Genomic DNA, 17,947 nt, shown 5'->3' with positions numbered 1-17,947 from the left:
TAAATGATTTATTAATTGAATTTGAATAAGTTAGTAAGCTTAGTTGTCAGCGGGCTTTTAGGTGGCAACTAAGTTTTTCCTTTGTCCCTTGGTACAGCTGTATTTGTCAGGCTGATTCCGGCAGATACCATAACCAGGCCGATCATTTCAGTGGAACGGGATTTTCGTTTCGACAAAAAACACGACATTCCTTTCTTATTTTACATTACACCCCCCTTTTTGATATAATCATCAATCATTGACACTGCTAAAGGAGAGGTTAGATTGAATTGGATAGAAAGTATAAATTGGGAACAGCTTCTATTAGATACTGGAATGATTATTTTAAAATTACTTGCGGTACTAGTAGCTTTTTGGATTGCCCGGGCGGTTGGAAGAAAGTTTATTAAGAATTCTTTTTCTAAAGCACAGGTCAAGAGAAAAATGTCAGCCGGCAGAACGAAAACGCTGCAATCTCTAGCTGTAAGCACATATTCTTATATTTTAATTTTTATTACATTGGTCATTGTTTTAGGAATATTCAATATTAATGCAGCCGGGCTGATTGCCGGAGCAGGTGTTGTAGGGCTCGCAATCGGTTTCGGAGCGCAAGGGTTAGTTAGCGATATCGTTACTGGTTTTTTCTTGCTTTTAGAAAAGCAGGTTGATGTCGGTGATTATGTAACAGTTGCCGGATACGATGGGATTGTAGAGGAAGTTGGTCTGCGTACGCTGCATATTCGCAGCTTTGATGGTACGTTGAACTATGTACCTAATCGGGAAGTCAGCTCTCTGAGCAACCATACTCGTGGAAATATGCAAGCTTTAGTTGACATTGTTATTCCCTATTCGGATAATATCGATGAAGCTGTGAGCATCATTCAAACCGTATGTGATGATATCAAAGCGAAAAACCCTAAAATCATGGAAGGGCCAGATGTACTTGGTGTACAGACATTCGGTTCAGCGGAAATTACCCTGCGTGTTATTGCTAAAACAGAGGCAATGGAGCAATGGGGAGTAGAACGCGAATTGCGGAAAGCTATCAAAGAAGCGCTTGATGCGAAACAGGATGATTCTGAAAAAACATATGCTGAGGCGCCTCAAGAATAGTTGAAAGTACATTGAAGCAGATCGTGTGGAAATGAAAAGGTTGAAATTTTCCTCAAATATATCTTAGCTTCCCTGAAACATTGTATAGGCATTGAAAAGATTTCCTTTTAGAGCTTTTTGATGCCTATTTTTGTTACCCAAAAACACTTATCGCTAAAAACTATTGCTTCAAAAAGGTTACAGTCTTTTATTTTATATTTTTTCAAATGAAAAGGCTTTAAATAAAAGTAAATAAAGTATAAATATCAAGTTAATTTAAGTATATATTTGATATATTGTTTCTGATTTTCATAAATTGGAAATTACTTGGTTTTTAAAACAGGATTTTGATTTAAATTAATTTTTTATATGCATATTTTCTAATTAGTTACCCATTTATATACGTTTATCCTGTATAATAGTAACAAGATTATTAGGGCAAAATGCAATTAAATGTAGAAAATGCGTATAAGGGGAAGATTATACATAAGATACAGTTAGTTTTCTCTTTGGAAATAGAGCTACAGGAGTGATTAGGTTGAAAAGTATTTTTCGCAAAGATGTGACAGAAGAGCGTTTGCTGGAAAGCAGTGAAGAAATAAATGTTGTTTTAGAAGAACTTCCGCAAACGGATTTGAGCCTGCAGCTGCAAATATCAAAATTAACAGCAAAAGATCTGGCTGTTGCAAAACTGCTGCAGCCAATTATTAGAGAAAACATGGAAGCAATTATTGATGCTTTTTACGACAATTTAGCTCTAGTTCCTGAGTTAATGGAAATTATTGAAACTAACAGCGCGATTAACCGGCTAAAACAGACACTAAGCGCACATATTGTTGAAATGTTTTCTGGAGAAATCAATCAGGAATTTATTGAGAAGCGCAGCAGAATTGCTAAAATGCATGTACATATTGGTTTGAAGCCTAAATGGTATATTGCTTCCTTTCAAGAAATCTTCTTTCAAATATCCAGGCTGTTAGCTGATACATATCAGGACAAGGAAAATTTTCTGTTAGCTGTGCAGGTAACGAATAAGCTATTAAACTTCGAGCAGCAGATGGTTTTGGAAGCATATGAAGCAGATATTGAAGAGAAGCGGGCTGTGATGGATGAACAAAATCAAAATCTGATCGCATCGATGAGAGAAACAGGAGAAAGGTTAAGCTTCTTATCATCAGAAACAAATCAATCTGTCATGAAAATGGTAAGTCAGGCAAATCGAATTAATCAAATATCCAGGCAAGGAGAAGAAATTGCTGCATCAACAAGTGAATCTGCACAGCTTGGCATGGAGCAGACCAAGACAACCAACACAGGAATGTCAAATTTAGATAATCAGATGGAGCTGGTCGTTGAAAGGTTGGAGCAGTTAACGAGCAGTGCTGAAAAAATTAAATCGGTTATTTCTATCGTGGAATCGATTGCCAAACAAACCAACCTATTAGCATTAAATGCATCGATTGAAGCAGCAAGAGTTGGAGAGCAGGGAAAAGGGTTTGCGGTTGTTGCTGAAGAGGTACGTAAGCTGGCAGTTCAGTCAGCAGAAGCAGTTGCTGAAGTCAGTGATTTAATACTAGAAACCAATGCACAGGTTGCAAATAGCCGGCAAGCAATGACAGCAACCCAGGAAGAAGTAAAAGCAGTCCGGGAGCAGACAGCAGCAACGGAAGAGATTTTAAGCCGTGTTTCTGAATCAATGGCACTTATTTCAGAGAATAGCAGTTATATACAGCAATCTTTAGTAGAAAACCAACAGAGCATTCATGACATTGAATCCTCAATGGGAGAAATTGAAATCTACTCTCAGAAGTTTCATGAAATGCAATAAAAAATGGTTATGTTTTAATAGAATCTTGGCGGAGTGAGGAATATATATGAGACAATCCTATTTTTATTTAAAGCTGGAAACACACGAATTACCAATGGGGTATAAAAATGAGAAGCGCCGCGTGCGGGTATTGCTGCCAAAGGACTATGGAAAAGAGAAGGACAGACATTACCCGGTGGTTTATATGCATGATGGGCAGAATGTTTTTTACAGCAGTGAAGCCTACAGCGGTTATTCATGGAAGGTTATTCCGGCAATAAAGCGGAATCCTGATTTACCGAAAATGATTGTTGTTGGGATAGATAATGGTGAGCAGGAGCGCATTAATGAATATACACCTTGGAAAATAACAGAAAGTCCGTTGCCGGAAGATATTGAGCTGGGAGGCAGGGGAGCTGAATTTGCTGAATTTATTATGACAGTGGTAAAACCTTTTATCGACCAGCATTATCGAACCAAGTCGGATAAATATCATACAGCAGTGATTGGCAGCTCTCTTGGTGGAAATATTTCTGCTTTTATGGGGATTGAATATAAAGATCAAATTGGCGGTTTAGGTATTTTCTCGCTTGCGAATTGGATTACAAGTAAAGCTTTTGATTATTATATTGAAAGAGAAACGTTAGACCCTGAACAACGTGTATACATTCAAGTAGGGACAGAAGAGGGCGATGATACGGATCGGCAGCTCATGTATGGCAATATGAAGCAGGCATATATTGATTGTTCACTGAAATATTATAAGCAGCTGATAAAGGGTAACATTCCAATTGATCAGATTGATTTAAACATTTTTTCAAACGAAGAGCATAACGAAGAAGCCTGGTCAAGACATCTTCCGGATTGTTTTCGGTTTTTAAGCGGGAATTGGTCTTAAGGTAGTATGTATACAGGAAGTGGTTCTTAGGGGAAGCATCTGCTGAATATTATTTCCAGCTGTTGATTTGCAATACGTTGCTTATTTGGGATCATTCAACAGCAGATACGGCTTGCGATTAAACCGGCTTTTATCGTGCCGTTTTCCGGTTGTCAAACTTTCATTAGAAATTTTCTAAAAATTAGATTGATTTTAAATTGAAAAAATGGTATTTTAACAGTTAAACTAATGATTTTTACCTAGACTGGGAAAGGAGTTTTACTATGAATTATATTTTAATTTCACCATATTATCCCAATAATTTTCAGCCATTTGCCCATCGCTTAAAGGATGCAGGTGTTCGCGTTTTAGGAATAGGTGAAGAGCCTTATGATCAATTAGGCTCTGAGCTACAAAAATCTTTAAGTGAATATTATCGTGTTGAAAGCCTGGAGGATGTGGATGAAGTAAAGCGTGCCGTGGCGTTTTTATTTTTCAAGCATGGTCCGATTGACCGGATTGAGTCAAATAATGAGCACTGGCTGGAGCTTGATGCGCAGCTTCGGGAGCAATTTAATGTATATGGGAATAAGCCGGCAGATTTGAAAAAAGTAAAATTTAAATCGGAAATGAAAAAACTATTTAAAAAAGCTGGCGTACCAGTAGTCGAGGGAAGAGTTGCCAAAAATAAGAAAGATCTCAAAAAAGCGATAGAAAAATTAGGTCTTCCTGTTATTGCCAAGCCAGATAATGGGGTTGGTTCTGCTGCAACCTTTAAACTCAGCTCTGAAGCAGATGTACGCCATTTTGAAGAAGAATGGAATGAGACAACTGCTTATTTCCTGGAGCCTTATGTAGAAGGTGGAAAGCTCTGTACATTTGATGGTTTAACGGATCAAAAAGGAAATATCGTGTTCCAGACAAGCTTTACATATAATGTACCGACGCTAGAGCTTGTTCAGGGGCAGCTGGATTTATCCTATGTGATTCAAAAGGAAATAGATCCGAAGCTTGAAGCTTATGGAAAAGCCATTGTGAAAACCTTTGGAATGAAGGAACGTTTTTTTCATATTGAGTTTTTCCAATTGGAAAACGGAGATTATGTGGCATTGGAGTATAATAATCGTCTGGCTGGCGGGTATACCGTTGATATGTACAATTATGCTTATTCGATTGATTTATTTGCACAATATGCTGCCCTGGTGACAGGAGGAGAATTTACAGAGCCGGATGTTCCAAATCAATATTGTGTTGGTGTTACACAGCGTGATGCTTATCAATATAATCACGATACACAAGCAATTCGTGACAGATTTAAGAAACAGGTGAAGTTTGCAGAGCGTATACCAGAGGCATTTGCCCACCTTCAGGGGAATCAATTTTATGCGATTAATGCAGAAACAGAAAAAGAAGTTAATGAAATTACCCGTTTCGTACATGAACGGAAAAAATAAAGAACGAGAGACAGGAGATTTGACTATGCATATGGAGCAATTAACCCATTGGAGCGGAGAATTAGGAAGGGAGATGCCGCTAAATAGATATGGACATAGCGGCATACCAATTGTTGTTTTTCCGTCATCCGGGGGCACACATTTTGAATATTATGATTTTGGAATGATTGGGGCATGTCAGGAATTTATTGAAGCGGGGAAAGTGCAGTTTTTCGCATTAGCCAGTGTTGATAGTGAGAGCTGGCTGCATGATTCAAAGCCGCCGCATGACCGTGCGCTGGCTCATGAGGCATATGACCGCTATGTCATTTCAGAAGCAATCCCCTTTATTCAGCATAAAACAAACTGGTTTGAGCCAATGATGACAACAGGATGCAGTATGGGCGCTTATCATGCCCTGAACTTTTTCTTAAGGCATCCAGACGTTTTTCAAACAACGGTTGCACTCAGTGGTATATATGATGCACGCTTCTTTTTCGGAGATTATGGAAATGATACGCTTGTATATGAGAACTCACCGAGTGATTATATCTGGAATCAGAATGACGGCTGGTTTATCGATCACTACCGTTCAGCAAATATTATTGTCTGCACAGGATTAGGTGATTGGGAGCAGGATGGACTGCCTTCATTCAATACATTAAAAAAAGCGTTTGAAGAAAAGCAGATTCCTGCCTGGTTCGATGAGTGGGGCGAAGATGTTTCCCATGATTGGGTTTGGTGGCGGAAGCAAATGCCATATTATCTAAAAAAATTATTTTCTTAAAGTATTAAACATCAGTATAATGGAAATACTGGTGTTTTTCTTTTCCTTTTCAGAAAAAGATGTAAGAAGTAATCTGTTCACTGGTGGAAAAATAGATAAAGAGGTTAAATGAAATGAAGCAAACGAAGAAAGCTAAGAGAAAGATAAAAAGAGGGGTGATTTTTATTATCCTGCTGCTGCTGGTACTCCCGTTAGTTATTAAAATACATTTTGATACAAGCACATTTAAGGTGAATAGAGAGGTATTTCAAAGTGACAAGCTGGGTGCCGGTACGGAGCTGACGATACTGCAAATAACCGATGTACATAGTCGTGAGTTTGGAACAGATAATGCACGTGTGCTTGAAAAGGTGGAAGAACTGGATGCCGATATAATTGTGCTGACAGGTGATTTAATTGACCGGAAAACAGAAAACCTGGAGACGGCTCTTCAGCTTGCAGAAGAACTGGTACGCATCAATCCGGATACGTATTTTGTCACAGGCAATCATGAGCATGAAAATCCCGGGAAAGCAGCATTTTTGAATGGCTTAGAGAATAGAGGAATCATCATTTTAAGCAATAAAAATGTACAATTTGAAAAAGATGGACAGCTCTTCAATATAGTTGGTGTAAATAATGCATCAACAGATCATGAAAATATGTCCATGGCTTATTCTGGCTTAGATACAGATAAATATACGATTTTACTTTCTCATGCACCATTAGTTGTTCAAAAATATCCGTCCGTGGAAGCTGATATCATATTGAGCGGCCATACCCACGGCGGGCAGGTACGATTGCCGTTTATCGGTGCATTGGTTGCTCCTGATGAGGGCTTCTTTCCAGAATTACAGAAAGGGGTGTACCCGTTAGAAGGAGAGCGTTATTTATATATTGACAGCGGTCTGGGGACGAGTGCACTGCCGATAAGATTTCTTAACCAGGGTCAAATCAGCTTGATTACAATCAGAGCTGAGTGATAAGAGGTGTGAAATTGCATAAAGGGAGACTTCATTTTAGTATTTTCGATCTTTTCCCATTCTTGAAGCGGGTGTCTTACAGCCGGTTATACTGCAATAAATAAGCAATGGTATTACCGGGGTTTTCAGGTAACCATTGCTTATATCAGCTTCTTTTCTCATATAAATAACTCCTGCCTTATAGAGGATGTTCAAAAGCATGCTTGCTTAAGGTAAGTTACTTTCAATTCTTAGCTTGACTGCATCTGATATCAGATAATACCTTGAGTAATGCACAGGCTGTTGTTGGTCGTTATAGATAATCTTTTCCACTAAAACCAGCGGTGTTAATCTGCTGATGTTGAGATGTTTTTGCAGCTCTTCTGTGGCAGGAACAATTTCTAATTCTTTTTCAACTTTTTTAAATACAATACCGTAATCATCATGAATAATCTTAAATGTTGAACTTTCATTTTTTATTTTATCTTCTATATTTGGGTAAATAGCAGTTGGCAAATAAGCGTAATCCAAGCTTAAGATTTGATCGTTACGATAGACTTTACGGATAAGCTCAATAAACTCATTATACTTATTCTCGAAAATCCTGTTCAGTTTTTTATTGTTATTTATTTTTTTCAGCGAAACAATTTCTTTTGTTATCTTATCATTTTCTGTTGTCAGCCCCTCGGAGAACCCTTGTAAATGCAGCAGATGAATTTCTTTGCGCTGCTTGTCTACAAAGGTTCCCTTCCCATGGATAATCTTCAGAACACCTTCATCAACAAGCTCCTTGATTGCCCGTCTAATCGAAATGCGACTGGCTTTAAATAACTTGCCTAATTCTTTTTCAGTAGGGATGCGGTCTCCTGGCTGAAGCTGATTTTCATTCATATATTCCTTAATTCCTGTCATAATTTCTTCATATAAATAATTTTGCCCGCCGTTTAAATTATCTTCCGTCATAAAATTATCTCCCATAATGTAAGTATTCTCCTACATTATACATCAAACTGCGGTATTCGTTAACTAATCCAGCAAAGGTTGGGGGTACCCAAAGCCACCATAGACCTGACAGGTATTTTCAGCTGACCTCGTACCCTGTTCAATTGCAGCTTCGATATTTTTATTTGCTGTATAGGATGTTAAAAAGCCTGCTATAAAACTGTCTCCTGCCCCCATTGTATCCGTAACATCAATTTTATTCAGCTTTTGATAGAAGCGGTCCTGTCCGGAAATAACGATAGCTGGATTACCGCCTCTTGTAATAACAATCACTTCAAAGTGAAATGCTTGTAAAGATGAAATAAATGCTTCCAAATCTCCTTCTGACAGTTCTGCTGCTGAAAAGAATGCATAAGAAATATATGGGGCAACCGATTCAATATAGGCTGGTGTTTTATGATCAGAAAAATCATAAGCAACTTTAATCACTTCAGCTAATTTCGGAAGCTCACTTTCCATCGAGGAATAGCAGCTCACATGACATAAATCAAATTGTTGAACATACTCGATCTCCTCTAAGGTCAGCTGGATTTTAAAACGGTGCTGTACGGTATTCTTAGGACCGCCGACAAAGATACGGTCCCCATCCGGAGACAGGTTTACCTTTGGCTGTCCGGTGATACCGACAGCTGTCCGGGAAAACTGATAATCAATGCCTTCCTGCGTTAACGCAAATTGCAAATGCCTGGCAGGGGCATCATTGCCAAAAATTCCAATGTAAGCAACCTGTTCAGCGCCATTACGTTTGGCATGAACAGCTACATTAACACAGTTTCCACCGGGGAAGTACTCCTTTCGATCTAAATAACAGTCCACTACATTGTCACCAATTGTAATTAGCTTCATTTTATCACTATCCTTTCACAGAACCTTCAGCAAGTCCTCTCACTAAGTATTTTTGTAGAAGAATTAATAGAATAATCATTGGAATCGATGCGATTACCATACCTGAAAGCAATACACCCCAATCTGTTCTTAACGCATCGCGAAACACCATTAATCCGGATGGTATTGTTTTCAATTCGCTGGAATTTATAAAAACAGTAGCGAATAGAAACTCATTCCAAGCAAAGAATGCATTTAAAATAACGGTTGTCACAACAACAGGGATGGATAGAGGCAAATAAATCCGCCGGTAAATACCAAATTCGGTGCAGCCATCCAGTAACGCAGATTCAGAAAGCTCTTTGGGAACAGTTAAGAAAAATGCCCGAATCAGTATAATGGTTAAAGGTAATCTATATGCCACGTAGGTTAAAATCAATGCCCAGCGTGTATCGATTAAATTAAATAACGTTAATATTTCAAACAGCGGAATTAAGGCAACTTGCGGATTCATCATTAATCCGCCGATGATAAATAGTAATGCTATATCAATCCAGCGATTTTGGTAACGAGATAATGTGAACGCTGCCATTGAACCGATCGAAACAGTAATGAGGATAGCAAATCCTGTCACATAGAGACTGTTTATAAAATAATTTTGAATACCTTGCTCCCAGGCTAACGAGTAATTTGAAAAGTTCCATGTACCCGGTAAATTCCATACATCGGAATAAATTTCTTCGTAGCTCTTAAATGAAGAAATCAACATCCAAAACAGCGGGTAAAGAATGATTAATGCAAAAATGCCTAAGCCGATTAATGTACTGTATTTAAATAATCTTGTTTTGGTTTTGGCTGATTTAGGCTCTTTTTGACGGAAATTGGAATATTGCTTTGAACTCGTGTTTTCTTTCATTTTCAATCTTCCTTTCCAGTCTTAGACACTTTAATTTGAATCAATGCAAAAATAGCAGACAGCAGGAAAATAAGTGTTGCAATTGTAGACGCATATCCCATATTGTCTCTGGAGAACCCTGTTTGATACATATGCACTGCAAGCGTCATTGAGCTGTTCCCGGGGCCGCCATTTGTTAAAATAAACGGTTCGTTGAAAACGAGAATAGATCCTGTCACAGTAATTAATAAATTAACAAACATTGTTTCTTTTACCTGTGGAAGGGTAACACTGAAAAATTTTCGAATCCGTCCGGCGCCGTCCATATCAGCAGCCTCATATAATTCGTTAGGAATCTTTTGGATAGCTACGATAAAAAGCATGGTAATCAAGCCAATACTTTGCCACTGGGACATCGCAATAACACTGTAAATAGCTGAAGTCGAATCTCCAAGCCATGGACGAGCCCATGCCTCCAGGCCAACCAGCTCCAGAAAACTATTTAGTAATCCCATTTGCGGGTTATAAATAAAGCTGAATAATAAAGCGATGACGGAAATCGATATCATTACCGGAATAAAGTAGATTACTCTGAGAGCAGGAGCAACTTTTCGAAATAATTTATCCTCCAGAATGCTCGCTAAAATTAAGGCAAAGAAAATCTGAAATATCACCGATATAATCGCATATTTAAAGTTATTCATGATGGAAATCATAATCACATCATCTTGAAATAACGTTTTTATTTGCGCGAGACCAACAAACTCCTTCGAATTGGAAAATACATTGAAATCAAAAAAACTGTTATAAAAATTTTGAACTAATGGTATATAAATGAAAACACCTAAAAAGAAAACAGAAGGGAGCAAAAATAAAATAGGTGTTAAAGGAAATTTTTTCTTCATAGCTCATACCTACTTTCCTTTTCAAAATAAGTGGAAAGCCCCGACATATATATGTCAGGGCAATCTATTTAATTGTCAACGTTTCATTTGCTTCTGGGAGCATTGCTAAGCTCCATAGGATGTTTTTTCCTTTTACTTTGCAATCTGACTCTGTACTTCTTCTATTATTTGCTCAGGTGTTGTTTGGCCAGTTGCTAAATCCTGTCCGCCACGCATAAAGATATCAGCGATGGTAATATCGACAGCATTATCAAACCAAGGGGCTGTTTCAGGTGAATCTAAGACGATTTGGTATGCCTCGTAGCTCGTTGGATTCGCATTTTCTTCCGTAACTCCACCTTCAATTGCATTCAACTGTCCGTCCACTTCTGTAAATTCAGCAGCTGTTTCTTCTGAAGTTAAGAATTTTAAGAATTCTTCTGCTTCTTCTGGTGCATTTTCACTTAACATCCAGCCTTCCGGAGCCCCCGTTAAGGAATCGGGACTTCCATTTCCATCAGTAACCTCAGGGAAATTAAAGAATCCAAAATCAACATCTCCCGCATCCTCCACCATTAAAATTTCTGCAAATTGCATGTAGAGGATAGGTACTTCTCCAGCTGAAAACATATTACGTGCAGCTTCATGATCGATAGCTGTGGAAACGTCACCCATGTAGGTAGTCAGCTCCTGAAAAATTTCTAATCCTCTTACATATCCTTCATCTGTAAATGCAGCAGTTTCTGGATTATAGTCTTGTGCTAATGTTTCTGAGTCTACTACACGATGAAAGATTGTTCCCATATAATGCGAGATCGCCCAGGCATTTGTTAATCCTTCGACAAGCGGTGTCTCATAGCCAGCAGCCTGCAGTTCATCCAGGACTTCAATAAATTCATCATAGGTTTCCGGTACGTCTACGCCAACTTCTTCAAAAATCGCTTTATTATAGAAAAAGGCTTTTCCATCAACGGTAAATGGTATTCCGTACGTTGTATCGTCAAAGGTGAAACCTTCATATTGCGACTCGATAATCTTACCGCTCCATTCCGGATCACTTTCGATTAGGTCATTTAAGGCTTTGATTCTGCCTGAGCTGACAAGATTTTCTGCAAAGGTATCTGACCAGGAAGAAAAGATGTCTGGCAAGTCATCGTTTGAGACAAGAACACGTACTTTCTCTTTGTAAGAATCATTCAAAACGGAATCAACGTTAATGGTTACATTTGGGTTGGCTTCTTCAAATTCTTCAATTTTTTGATCATAGAAAGATTTTCTCGGTTCATTTGGCCAGCGGTGGAAGAAATCAATAACCACTTCATCTCCACTTGATTCTGCATCATTGGAGGAATCAGAACCACACGCTGCCAATATGCCAGTGAGTAACAGTACGGCTAATAGACAAACCAATCTTTTTTTCATTTTCTCGCCCCATTTTTATAGTAGATTTATAATGAATAGTGTTTTAAGAAAGTATAAAATACTGAGGATAGCCGCTNTTCCTGCGGGGTCTTCCCACTGCGCATTCCCACAGGAGTCTCCGTGTATTTCTTCCGCTAGAATCAGCTTCTTTTCTTTGAAAGAAAGCAAATGAAACATATTTCTTCAAAGATGGGAGCGGAGGGAAGTTGACTCCTGCGGGAAAAGCAACAGGTGAAGACCCCGCAGAAAGTGGTCTTCTTTCGAGGAGGCTGAGTGTTGCCCGCGGAAAGCGACTTCCCGTAGCGGACATCTTCCAGGCAAGAACACCAGTATTTTAAAGACCAAGTGATTTTCTTGGTTTTTCTTAACAGTTATAACCTTAATATTCCATTTTCCACATATAACGTCTTACCGATAGAGGATGTCCAGTATGCTCAGCTAATCCATCTGCATACAGACGCAGAACTGGACCGGATAGAGCGCTTCCAAAGTATTCTTTTAAATCATCATCAATACCTTCGTAATTCAATTCACGAATATCGACAACTTCTACTTTATCACTGAATTTCTTCGCAAAATCTAATGCTCTCAAATCAAGAGGCGTACTTGGTCCTTCACCAACAATCAGCAAGAAAGGAACATCATAGTCTGTTACTTCAAATGGACCATGGAAGAATTCTCCTGCATGAATTGCATTTGAATCAATCCAGAGCATCTCCATAAGTAGGCAGCTGGTGAATGAATATGCCTGATGATAGTATACACCACTGGCCATGGTATAAATTAATTTCTCACGCTTGTTCTTTCTTCCAAATTGGTCAGCGACATCTTTGAATTGTTCCTGGTTCTTTTTAATCAAAGAATCAAGGTTCGCCAGCTGTTTTTCTGCCCGGTCGTACTTTTCATCACCTGTCGTTAATTTAAGTATTCTGAAAAGCAAAGTATAGAAAATGCCTAATTCACCATCAATTGCATCTGATCCATCTTTATAGTTGTAATGAAGAATGTACTCTGCATTCTGACAAAGTGGTGATTCCACTTCCATAGAAATAGCAATGGTCAGTGCCCCTTTTTCTCGAGCGAAGGATGCAGCTTTCACAGTTTCTGGTGTTTCACCAGAATGAGAACGTAAAATAACCAGGCTGTTTTTACCTAAAGCCTTTGGTGAACGATGAATAAATTCGTTTGATGTATAGACAAAGCTTGGCACGGCCGTATCCTTGGAAATAAAGTATTCACCAGTTGACAGGGATGCCATGGAGCCTCCGCATGCTACAAAGAATATATTATCGATTTGTCTTTCTTCAATTGCTTTTACTGCATTTTGAATTTGTTCTACATGTTCTGTCTTCATGAAATAATTCCTCCTCTTATCTTGTCCACTTAAAATGTAATCGCTTGCTAAAACCTGTAAATGTCACCTCCTTCAATATTATGATGTGATATAACATCACGTTAAATGTATATTACATCATATGACGTCATGTGTAAATAGATAAATTTAAATTTTCTTAAAAATATTTCGGCTTAGGTGAAAATTGGTTATTTTTATTCTGCCTTACGATGCTGTAAACACCTGTACGATGTTTAAATAAGTTCATGTTTTTCAAATAATATCAGCAAGCCTCAAAGTCAGCTAAAGATCTTCAACCTCAACACATTTTAATAAAACGTTTACAATCATAAAAATATATGATACCATCTGTATATGTTGTATACAAGGTATGTAAAGGGGTGAGAATATGCGTTTTCCAATCCATCGGTTACCCTCTTCTTCCAAAGGAGAAGAAGTAGCAAATTTAATTCGATTTGAAATCATTTCCGGAAAGCTGCAAGAAGGCGATAAAATTTCTGAGAACTTTATAGCTTCTACTTATGATACAAGCAGATCACCGGCTCGGGAAGCTTTACGTATTCTTCAAAATGAAGGCTTAGTCAGTCTGGAAAGGATGGGCGCAGTAATCCAAGGTGTTACCAAAGAGGATCTGGAAGAAATCAATGATGTTCGTTTTCTACTGGAAGGTTTCTGCATGAAAAAATGTGCTGAGGCGGCAGACGAATCACTTTTTGCATTTCTTCATTTTTCTATTGAACAAATGAGAATTTCTGCTAAACGAAATGATTTTATAGAATTTTCTGTTCAGGATATTGCATTTCATGAAGCGATTATTAAAGCCAGTCAACATAAGCGATTTATGTATGTATGGAAAAGCATAAAAAATATTGTTGTAACAGCTTTATTAATCGCGACTGAAAAAAGAATCAATATGGAGAAGGAAGAAGTGGATTTTTTAATTAAGAAGCATGAGGATATTGTCAAGGCTATGCAAAATAACAATATCTCTGGTATTGATGAAACCCTGAGTATTCATTTTGAAGATACTAGAAAAACAGTATTAGGTATTCTCTTTGAATAGAAGTACTTGGAAGAGAGGATTGGAATAATGAAAGCAATTACTTATGCAGGTAAAGAGAAATTATCGTTAAAGGAATTAAGTGTTCCTCAAATTACTGCCGGAGAAGCATTAGTTAAAGTAAACTATGGCGGTATTTGTGGAACAGACATGATGATTTATGCTGGAGTTCATCCGCGGGCAAAGCCTTCATTGGTTATGGGACATGAATTTTCTGGAGAGGTTATAGAAATGAACAGTGAATCACCATTTAAAATAGGGGATAAAGTGGCTGTGAACCCAATCCGATACTGTAATAAGTGTGAACCATGCAGACTAGGAAACTATCATATTTGTGAGAACCTAAAATATATCGGTATTGATTTGCAGGGCGGTTTTGCAGAATATGCAAAAATCCCCATAGAGAATTTGCATATTCTCTCCAATAAAGTAAAAGAGGATGAAGCAGCCTTAATAGAACCCCTGGCAGTTGCTGTACATACAGTAAGAAGATCGAAATTTAAAGTAGGGGATACCGTTACAATCCTGGGAGCGGGCCCAATTGGCATTTTAATTGGGATGATTGCCAAACTCTCTGGTGCAGCCGAAGTTATTATTTCTGATGTAAGTAACTATCGTTTACAGATTGCTGAATCATATGGACTTACTACTGTTAATTCGCAGGAAAAGGATTTAATAGAAAAAGTGAAAAGAATTACACAAGGAGTGGGAGCAGACGTAGTCTTTGAAGTTGCAGGAAATCAGATAACTGCAGATCAAATGATTTCGGCAATAAAGACCCAGGGAGAAATAATGGTAGTAAGTGTATATAAGAAGCCGCCAACGATTGATTTAGCAAAAATGCATTTTAGAGAGCTCTCTTTATCTACTACAAGATGTTTTTCACCAAAAGATTTTGAAACAGCAATTAAATTTATGGAAGAAGACAAAATAGATTTTTCTAAGCTAATTAGTCACCGCTTGCCGATTGAGTCATTTCAAGAAGGATTTCAATTAGTAAAAGAGTCTGGAAATTCATTGAAAGTTCTATTTGCATTGTAAGGAGGAATGAAAGATGGCTATCCAAATTAATTTAGAGAATAAAGTAGCGGTAGTGACCGGAGCAACACGCGGAATTGGAAAAGCAATAGCAATTGGATTAGCAGAAGCTGGAGCTGATATTGCATTAGTCCAACGCTCGGCAGACATTGCTGTAAAAGAAGAAATCGAGGGATTGGGAAGAAATTGTGAAATTATAGAATGTGATTTAAGTGATTTAAAAAGAGTGAGAAAAGTAATTCCAGAAGTAAAGGAAAAAATGGAATCTGTTGATATATTAATAAATTGTGCAGGTATTCAGAGAAGATATCCGGCAGTAGAATTTCCAGAACACGAATGGGATGCAGTCATTGATGTGAACTTAAAATCCGTTTGGATTCTCTGTCAAGAAGCAGGAAAAATAATGACTGCTCAGCAAAGTGGAAAAATTATAAATGTAGCTTCTTTAGTTTCATTTCAAGGAGGCATTCTGGTTCCTGCGTATACCGCAGCAAAGGGAGCAGTAGGTCAGTTAACGAAGGAATTAGCTAATGAATGGTCTTCATTAGGGGTGAATGTAAATGCCCTTGTGCCAGGATATTTTGCGACAGAAATGAATACAGCGCTTATTAACGACCCGGAACGCAGCAAACAAATTCTGGACAGGATACCTGCGGGAAGATGGGGAGATCCGAATGATATGAAAGGTGCAGCTGTATTTTTGGCATCACCTTTAGCTGATTATGTTCATGGGCATTTATTAGCAGTTGATGGCGGCTGGTTAGGAAGGTAAAAAAAGAGATGGGGGAAAATAATTTATGAACAAACCGAAGATTAAAGATGTAGAGGTATTTATTACTGCACCAAATAATATTAATTTAGTCGTTGTGAAGATAATTACGAACAAAGAGGGTTTATATGGTTTGGGGTGTTCTACTTTTACACAAAGAGCTTTTACAGTTAAAAGTGCCGTTGAAGATTATTTGAAACCTTTCCTGATTGGAAAAGATCCTGCAAATATTGAGGACATTTGGCAGTCTATGAATGTAAGCGGTTACTGGAGAAATGGGCCAGTAGTTAATAATGCGCTTTCCGGCATTGATATGGCTTTGTGGGATATCAAAGGAAAGATGGCTGATTTGCCAGTCTATTCTTTACTTGGCGGTAAATCAAGAGATGGAATTGCTTTATACCGTCATGTAGATGGAGGGACTGCGGAAGAGGTCGAAGCTAATGTGAAGGAAGCACTAGAGGAGGGCTATCAGCATGTCCGCTGTCAGATGGGAATGTATGGGGGAGCTGGAACGAATGATACAGGCTTGATATCTAAGAAAATGAAAAAGGCAGAAAATTTTGAGCTGAAAAGATCTCCTGAAAACAGAAGAGCTGGAGAGTATTTTGATCCGGAATTCTATGCGAAAAATGTAGAAGAATTATTTAAACATTTACGCAAAAATCTAGGTAATAATTTTGAAATTATCCATGATATTCATGAAAGAATACCCCCAATCGAAGCCATTCGTCTGGCGAAGAAATTAGAAAAATATGATTTGTTTTATCTTGAAGATCCTTTTTCACCGGAAAATGCTGATTGGTTAAAGATTTTACGTGAACATGTATCCATTCCAATTGCTATGGGGGAATTATTCAGCCATCCGAATGATTGGAAAGATTTAATTATTCATAAGCGCATTGATTTTATCAGAGCACATGTGAGTGCAATTGGCGGGTTAACACCTGCAAGAAAACTGGCTCATTTCGGTGAATTATTTGGTGTACGCACTGCGTGGCATGGACCAGGAGACCTCTCTCCGATTGGAGTAATGGCTAATTTTCATTTAGATTATGCAGTTAATAATTTTGGTATCCAAGAGTGGACACCAATGAATGAAGCACTTGAAAATGTATTTCCTGCTGATTTAAAAATAAAAGCAGGGTATGCGTATTTAGGTGATCAGCCAGGTCTTGGAGTAGATTTTAATGAAGAGGCAGCTTTCGACTATCCTGCTTTAAATACATTACCGGAGTGGACCTTAGCAAGAACGCCTGATGGAACTTCTGTTAAACCGTAATTAGAGGAGTGAAATGATGATAGAAAAGATGAGAATTGGTTGGATAAAAATAGAAGAGCTTTTAACATCTTGGTTATTATTATTACTGGTTGGTCTGGTTTTTATGGAAGTTGTTGTACGCGCATTTGGGAGTCCTACAACCTGGTCAGTCGGTCTGGCTCAATTAGTTTTTATTTGGGTTATCTTTCTGGGAGCAAATCAAGCTCTTAGGAATCATGCACATGTAGGTGTTGATGCAATTAATTATTTTTTGAAACCAAAATTAAGAATCGTAGTAGAGATGGTAATGCATGTTTTGATGATCCTGTTTTTAATTTTTCTTATTTACTATGGCAGTGATATGGTTTTATCAACTACTGGCCGTCTTATTACTGGAACACAAATTCCTTATTGGACAGTAACTTTAGCTATTCCGACTGGGAGTATGTTAATGCTGTTGACTGCACTAGGTCAAATTTTCGGGAAATGGAGAAGCGTTAAAGGAAATAATGAATAAGGGT

17 protein-coding genes are annotated in these 17,947 nt (G+C 38.0%); 11 read left to right on the top strand and 6 right to left on the bottom strand.

Going from position 1 to position 17,947, the window contains the following annotated elements; translation table 11 throughout:
- Window positions 1–264 precede the first annotated feature (264 nt).
- The 6 genes from FLK20_RS18670 (at window position 265) to FLK20_RS18645 (ending at window position 6,937) form a co-directional block, all read left to right on the top strand.
- Window positions 265–1,092: a mechanosensitive ion channel family protein gene (locus tag FLK20_RS18670; RefSeq protein WP_152658102.1), complete on the top strand. Its 828-nt coding sequence runs from the start codon at window positions 265–267 to the stop codon at window positions 1,090–1,092.
- A gap of 517 nt (window positions 1,093–1,609) precedes the next feature.
- Window positions 1,610–2,899: a globin-coupled sensor protein gene (locus tag FLK20_RS18665; protein ID WP_194165686.1), complete on the top strand. Its 1,290-nt coding sequence runs from the start codon at window positions 1,610–1,612 to the stop codon at window positions 2,897–2,899.
- A 46-nt stretch (window positions 2,900–2,945) separates the two neighbouring features.
- Window positions 2,946–3,776, top strand: a complete 831-nt coding sequence (locus FLK20_RS18660) for an alpha/beta hydrolase (RefSeq protein ID WP_152658100.1) — start codon at window positions 2,946–2,948, stop codon at window positions 3,774–3,776.
- A gap of 263 nt (window positions 3,777–4,039) precedes the next feature.
- On the top strand, window positions 4,040–5,209 hold the full coding sequence (locus FLK20_RS18655) for an ATP-grasp domain-containing protein (protein WP_152658099.1): 1,170 nt from the start codon (window positions 4,040–4,042) through the stop codon (window positions 5,207–5,209).
- A 25-nt stretch (window positions 5,210–5,234) separates the two neighbouring features.
- The gene (locus tag FLK20_RS18650) at window positions 5,235–5,975 is read left to right on the top strand and encodes an esterase family protein (RefSeq protein WP_152658111.1); all 741 of its coding nucleotides are present in this window, start codon (window positions 5,235–5,237) and stop codon (window positions 5,973–5,975) included.
- Between the two features lie 113 nt (window positions 5,976–6,088).
- A complete protein-coding gene (locus tag FLK20_RS18645; protein WP_152658098.1) occupies window positions 6,089–6,937 on the top strand; it encodes a metallophosphoesterase in 849 nt (282 codons plus the stop codon).
- Window positions 6,938–7,144: 207 nt separating this feature from the next.
- On the opposite strand, the gene FLK20_RS18640 is transcribed toward FLK20_RS18645, so the two are convergent.
- The 6 genes from FLK20_RS18640 to FLK20_RS18615 all read right to left on the bottom strand — a co-directional run bounded on the left by FLK20_RS18640 (window position 7,145) and on the right by FLK20_RS18615 (window position 13,298).
- Window positions 7,145–7,879, bottom strand: coding sequence for a GntR family transcriptional regulator (locus FLK20_RS18640; protein WP_194165685.1), 735 nt, complete (start codon window positions 7,877–7,879; stop codon window positions 7,145–7,147).
- 63 nt (window positions 7,880–7,942) lie between these two features.
- Entirely contained in the window at window positions 7,943–8,764 is an 822-nt protein-coding gene (locus FLK20_RS18635; protein WP_152658096.1) for a PfkB family carbohydrate kinase, read from the bottom strand.
- A gap of 7 nt (window positions 8,765–8,771) precedes the next feature.
- Window positions 8,772–9,659: a carbohydrate ABC transporter permease gene (locus FLK20_RS18630; RefSeq protein WP_152658095.1), complete on the bottom strand. Its 888-nt coding sequence runs from the start codon at window positions 9,657–9,659 to the stop codon at window positions 8,772–8,774.
- 2 nt (window positions 9,660–9,661) lie between these two features.
- Window positions 9,662–10,543, bottom strand: coding sequence for a carbohydrate ABC transporter permease (locus tag FLK20_RS18625; RefSeq protein WP_152658094.1), 882 nt, complete (start codon window positions 10,541–10,543; stop codon window positions 9,662–9,664).
- A 132-nt stretch (window positions 10,544–10,675) separates the two neighbouring features.
- Window positions 10,676–11,944 carry an ABC transporter substrate-binding protein gene (locus FLK20_RS18620; protein WP_152658093.1) on the bottom strand — a complete coding sequence of 423 codons (1,269 nt, stop codon included), beginning with the start codon at window positions 11,942–11,944 and terminating at the stop codon, window positions 10,676–10,678.
- 379 nt (window positions 11,945–12,323) lie between these two features.
- The gene (locus FLK20_RS18615; protein WP_152658092.1) at window positions 12,324–13,298 is read right to left on the bottom strand and encodes an SIS domain-containing protein; all 975 of its coding nucleotides are present in this window, start codon (window positions 13,296–13,298) and stop codon (window positions 12,324–12,326) included.
- Between the two features lie 388 nt (window positions 13,299–13,686).
- Here FLK20_RS18615 and FLK20_RS18610 point away from each other — a divergent pair, with 388 nt between their 5' ends.
- The 5 genes from FLK20_RS18610 to FLK20_RS18590 are packed head-to-tail and all read left to right on the top strand — an operon-like array spanning window position 13,687 to window position 17,943.
- The gene (locus FLK20_RS18610; protein WP_152658091.1) at window positions 13,687–14,361 is read left to right on the top strand and encodes a GntR family transcriptional regulator; all 675 of its coding nucleotides are present in this window, start codon (window positions 13,687–13,689) and stop codon (window positions 14,359–14,361) included.
- A 27-nt stretch (window positions 14,362–14,388) separates the two neighbouring features.
- Window positions 14,389–15,399 (top strand): zinc-dependent alcohol dehydrogenase, encoded by a 1,011-nt coding sequence (locus FLK20_RS18605; protein WP_152658090.1) that lies wholly within the window; start codon window positions 14,389–14,391, stop codon window positions 15,397–15,399.
- 13 nt (window positions 15,400–15,412) lie between these two features.
- Complete coding sequence (locus FLK20_RS18600) at window positions 15,413–16,168, top strand: SDR family oxidoreductase (protein WP_152658089.1); 756 nt, start codon at window positions 15,413–15,415, stop codon at window positions 16,166–16,168.
- Between the two features lie 25 nt (window positions 16,169–16,193).
- The gene (locus tag FLK20_RS18595; RefSeq protein WP_152658088.1) at window positions 16,194–17,447 is read left to right on the top strand and encodes an enolase C-terminal domain-like protein; all 1,254 of its coding nucleotides are present in this window, start codon (window positions 16,194–16,196) and stop codon (window positions 17,445–17,447) included.
- A gap of 16 nt (window positions 17,448–17,463) precedes the next feature.
- Complete coding sequence (locus tag FLK20_RS18590; protein WP_194165684.1) at window positions 17,464–17,943, top strand: TRAP transporter small permease; 480 nt, start codon at window positions 17,464–17,466, stop codon at window positions 17,941–17,943.
- Window positions 17,944–17,947 lie beyond the last annotated feature (4 nt).

This window comes from Oceanobacillus sp. CFH 90083 (assembly GCF_009389585.1).
Classification (GTDB): domain Bacteria; phylum Bacillota; class Bacilli; order Bacillales; family Amphibacillaceae; genus Oceanobacillus.
This window is presented reverse-complemented; position numbering and strand designations above follow the sequence as displayed.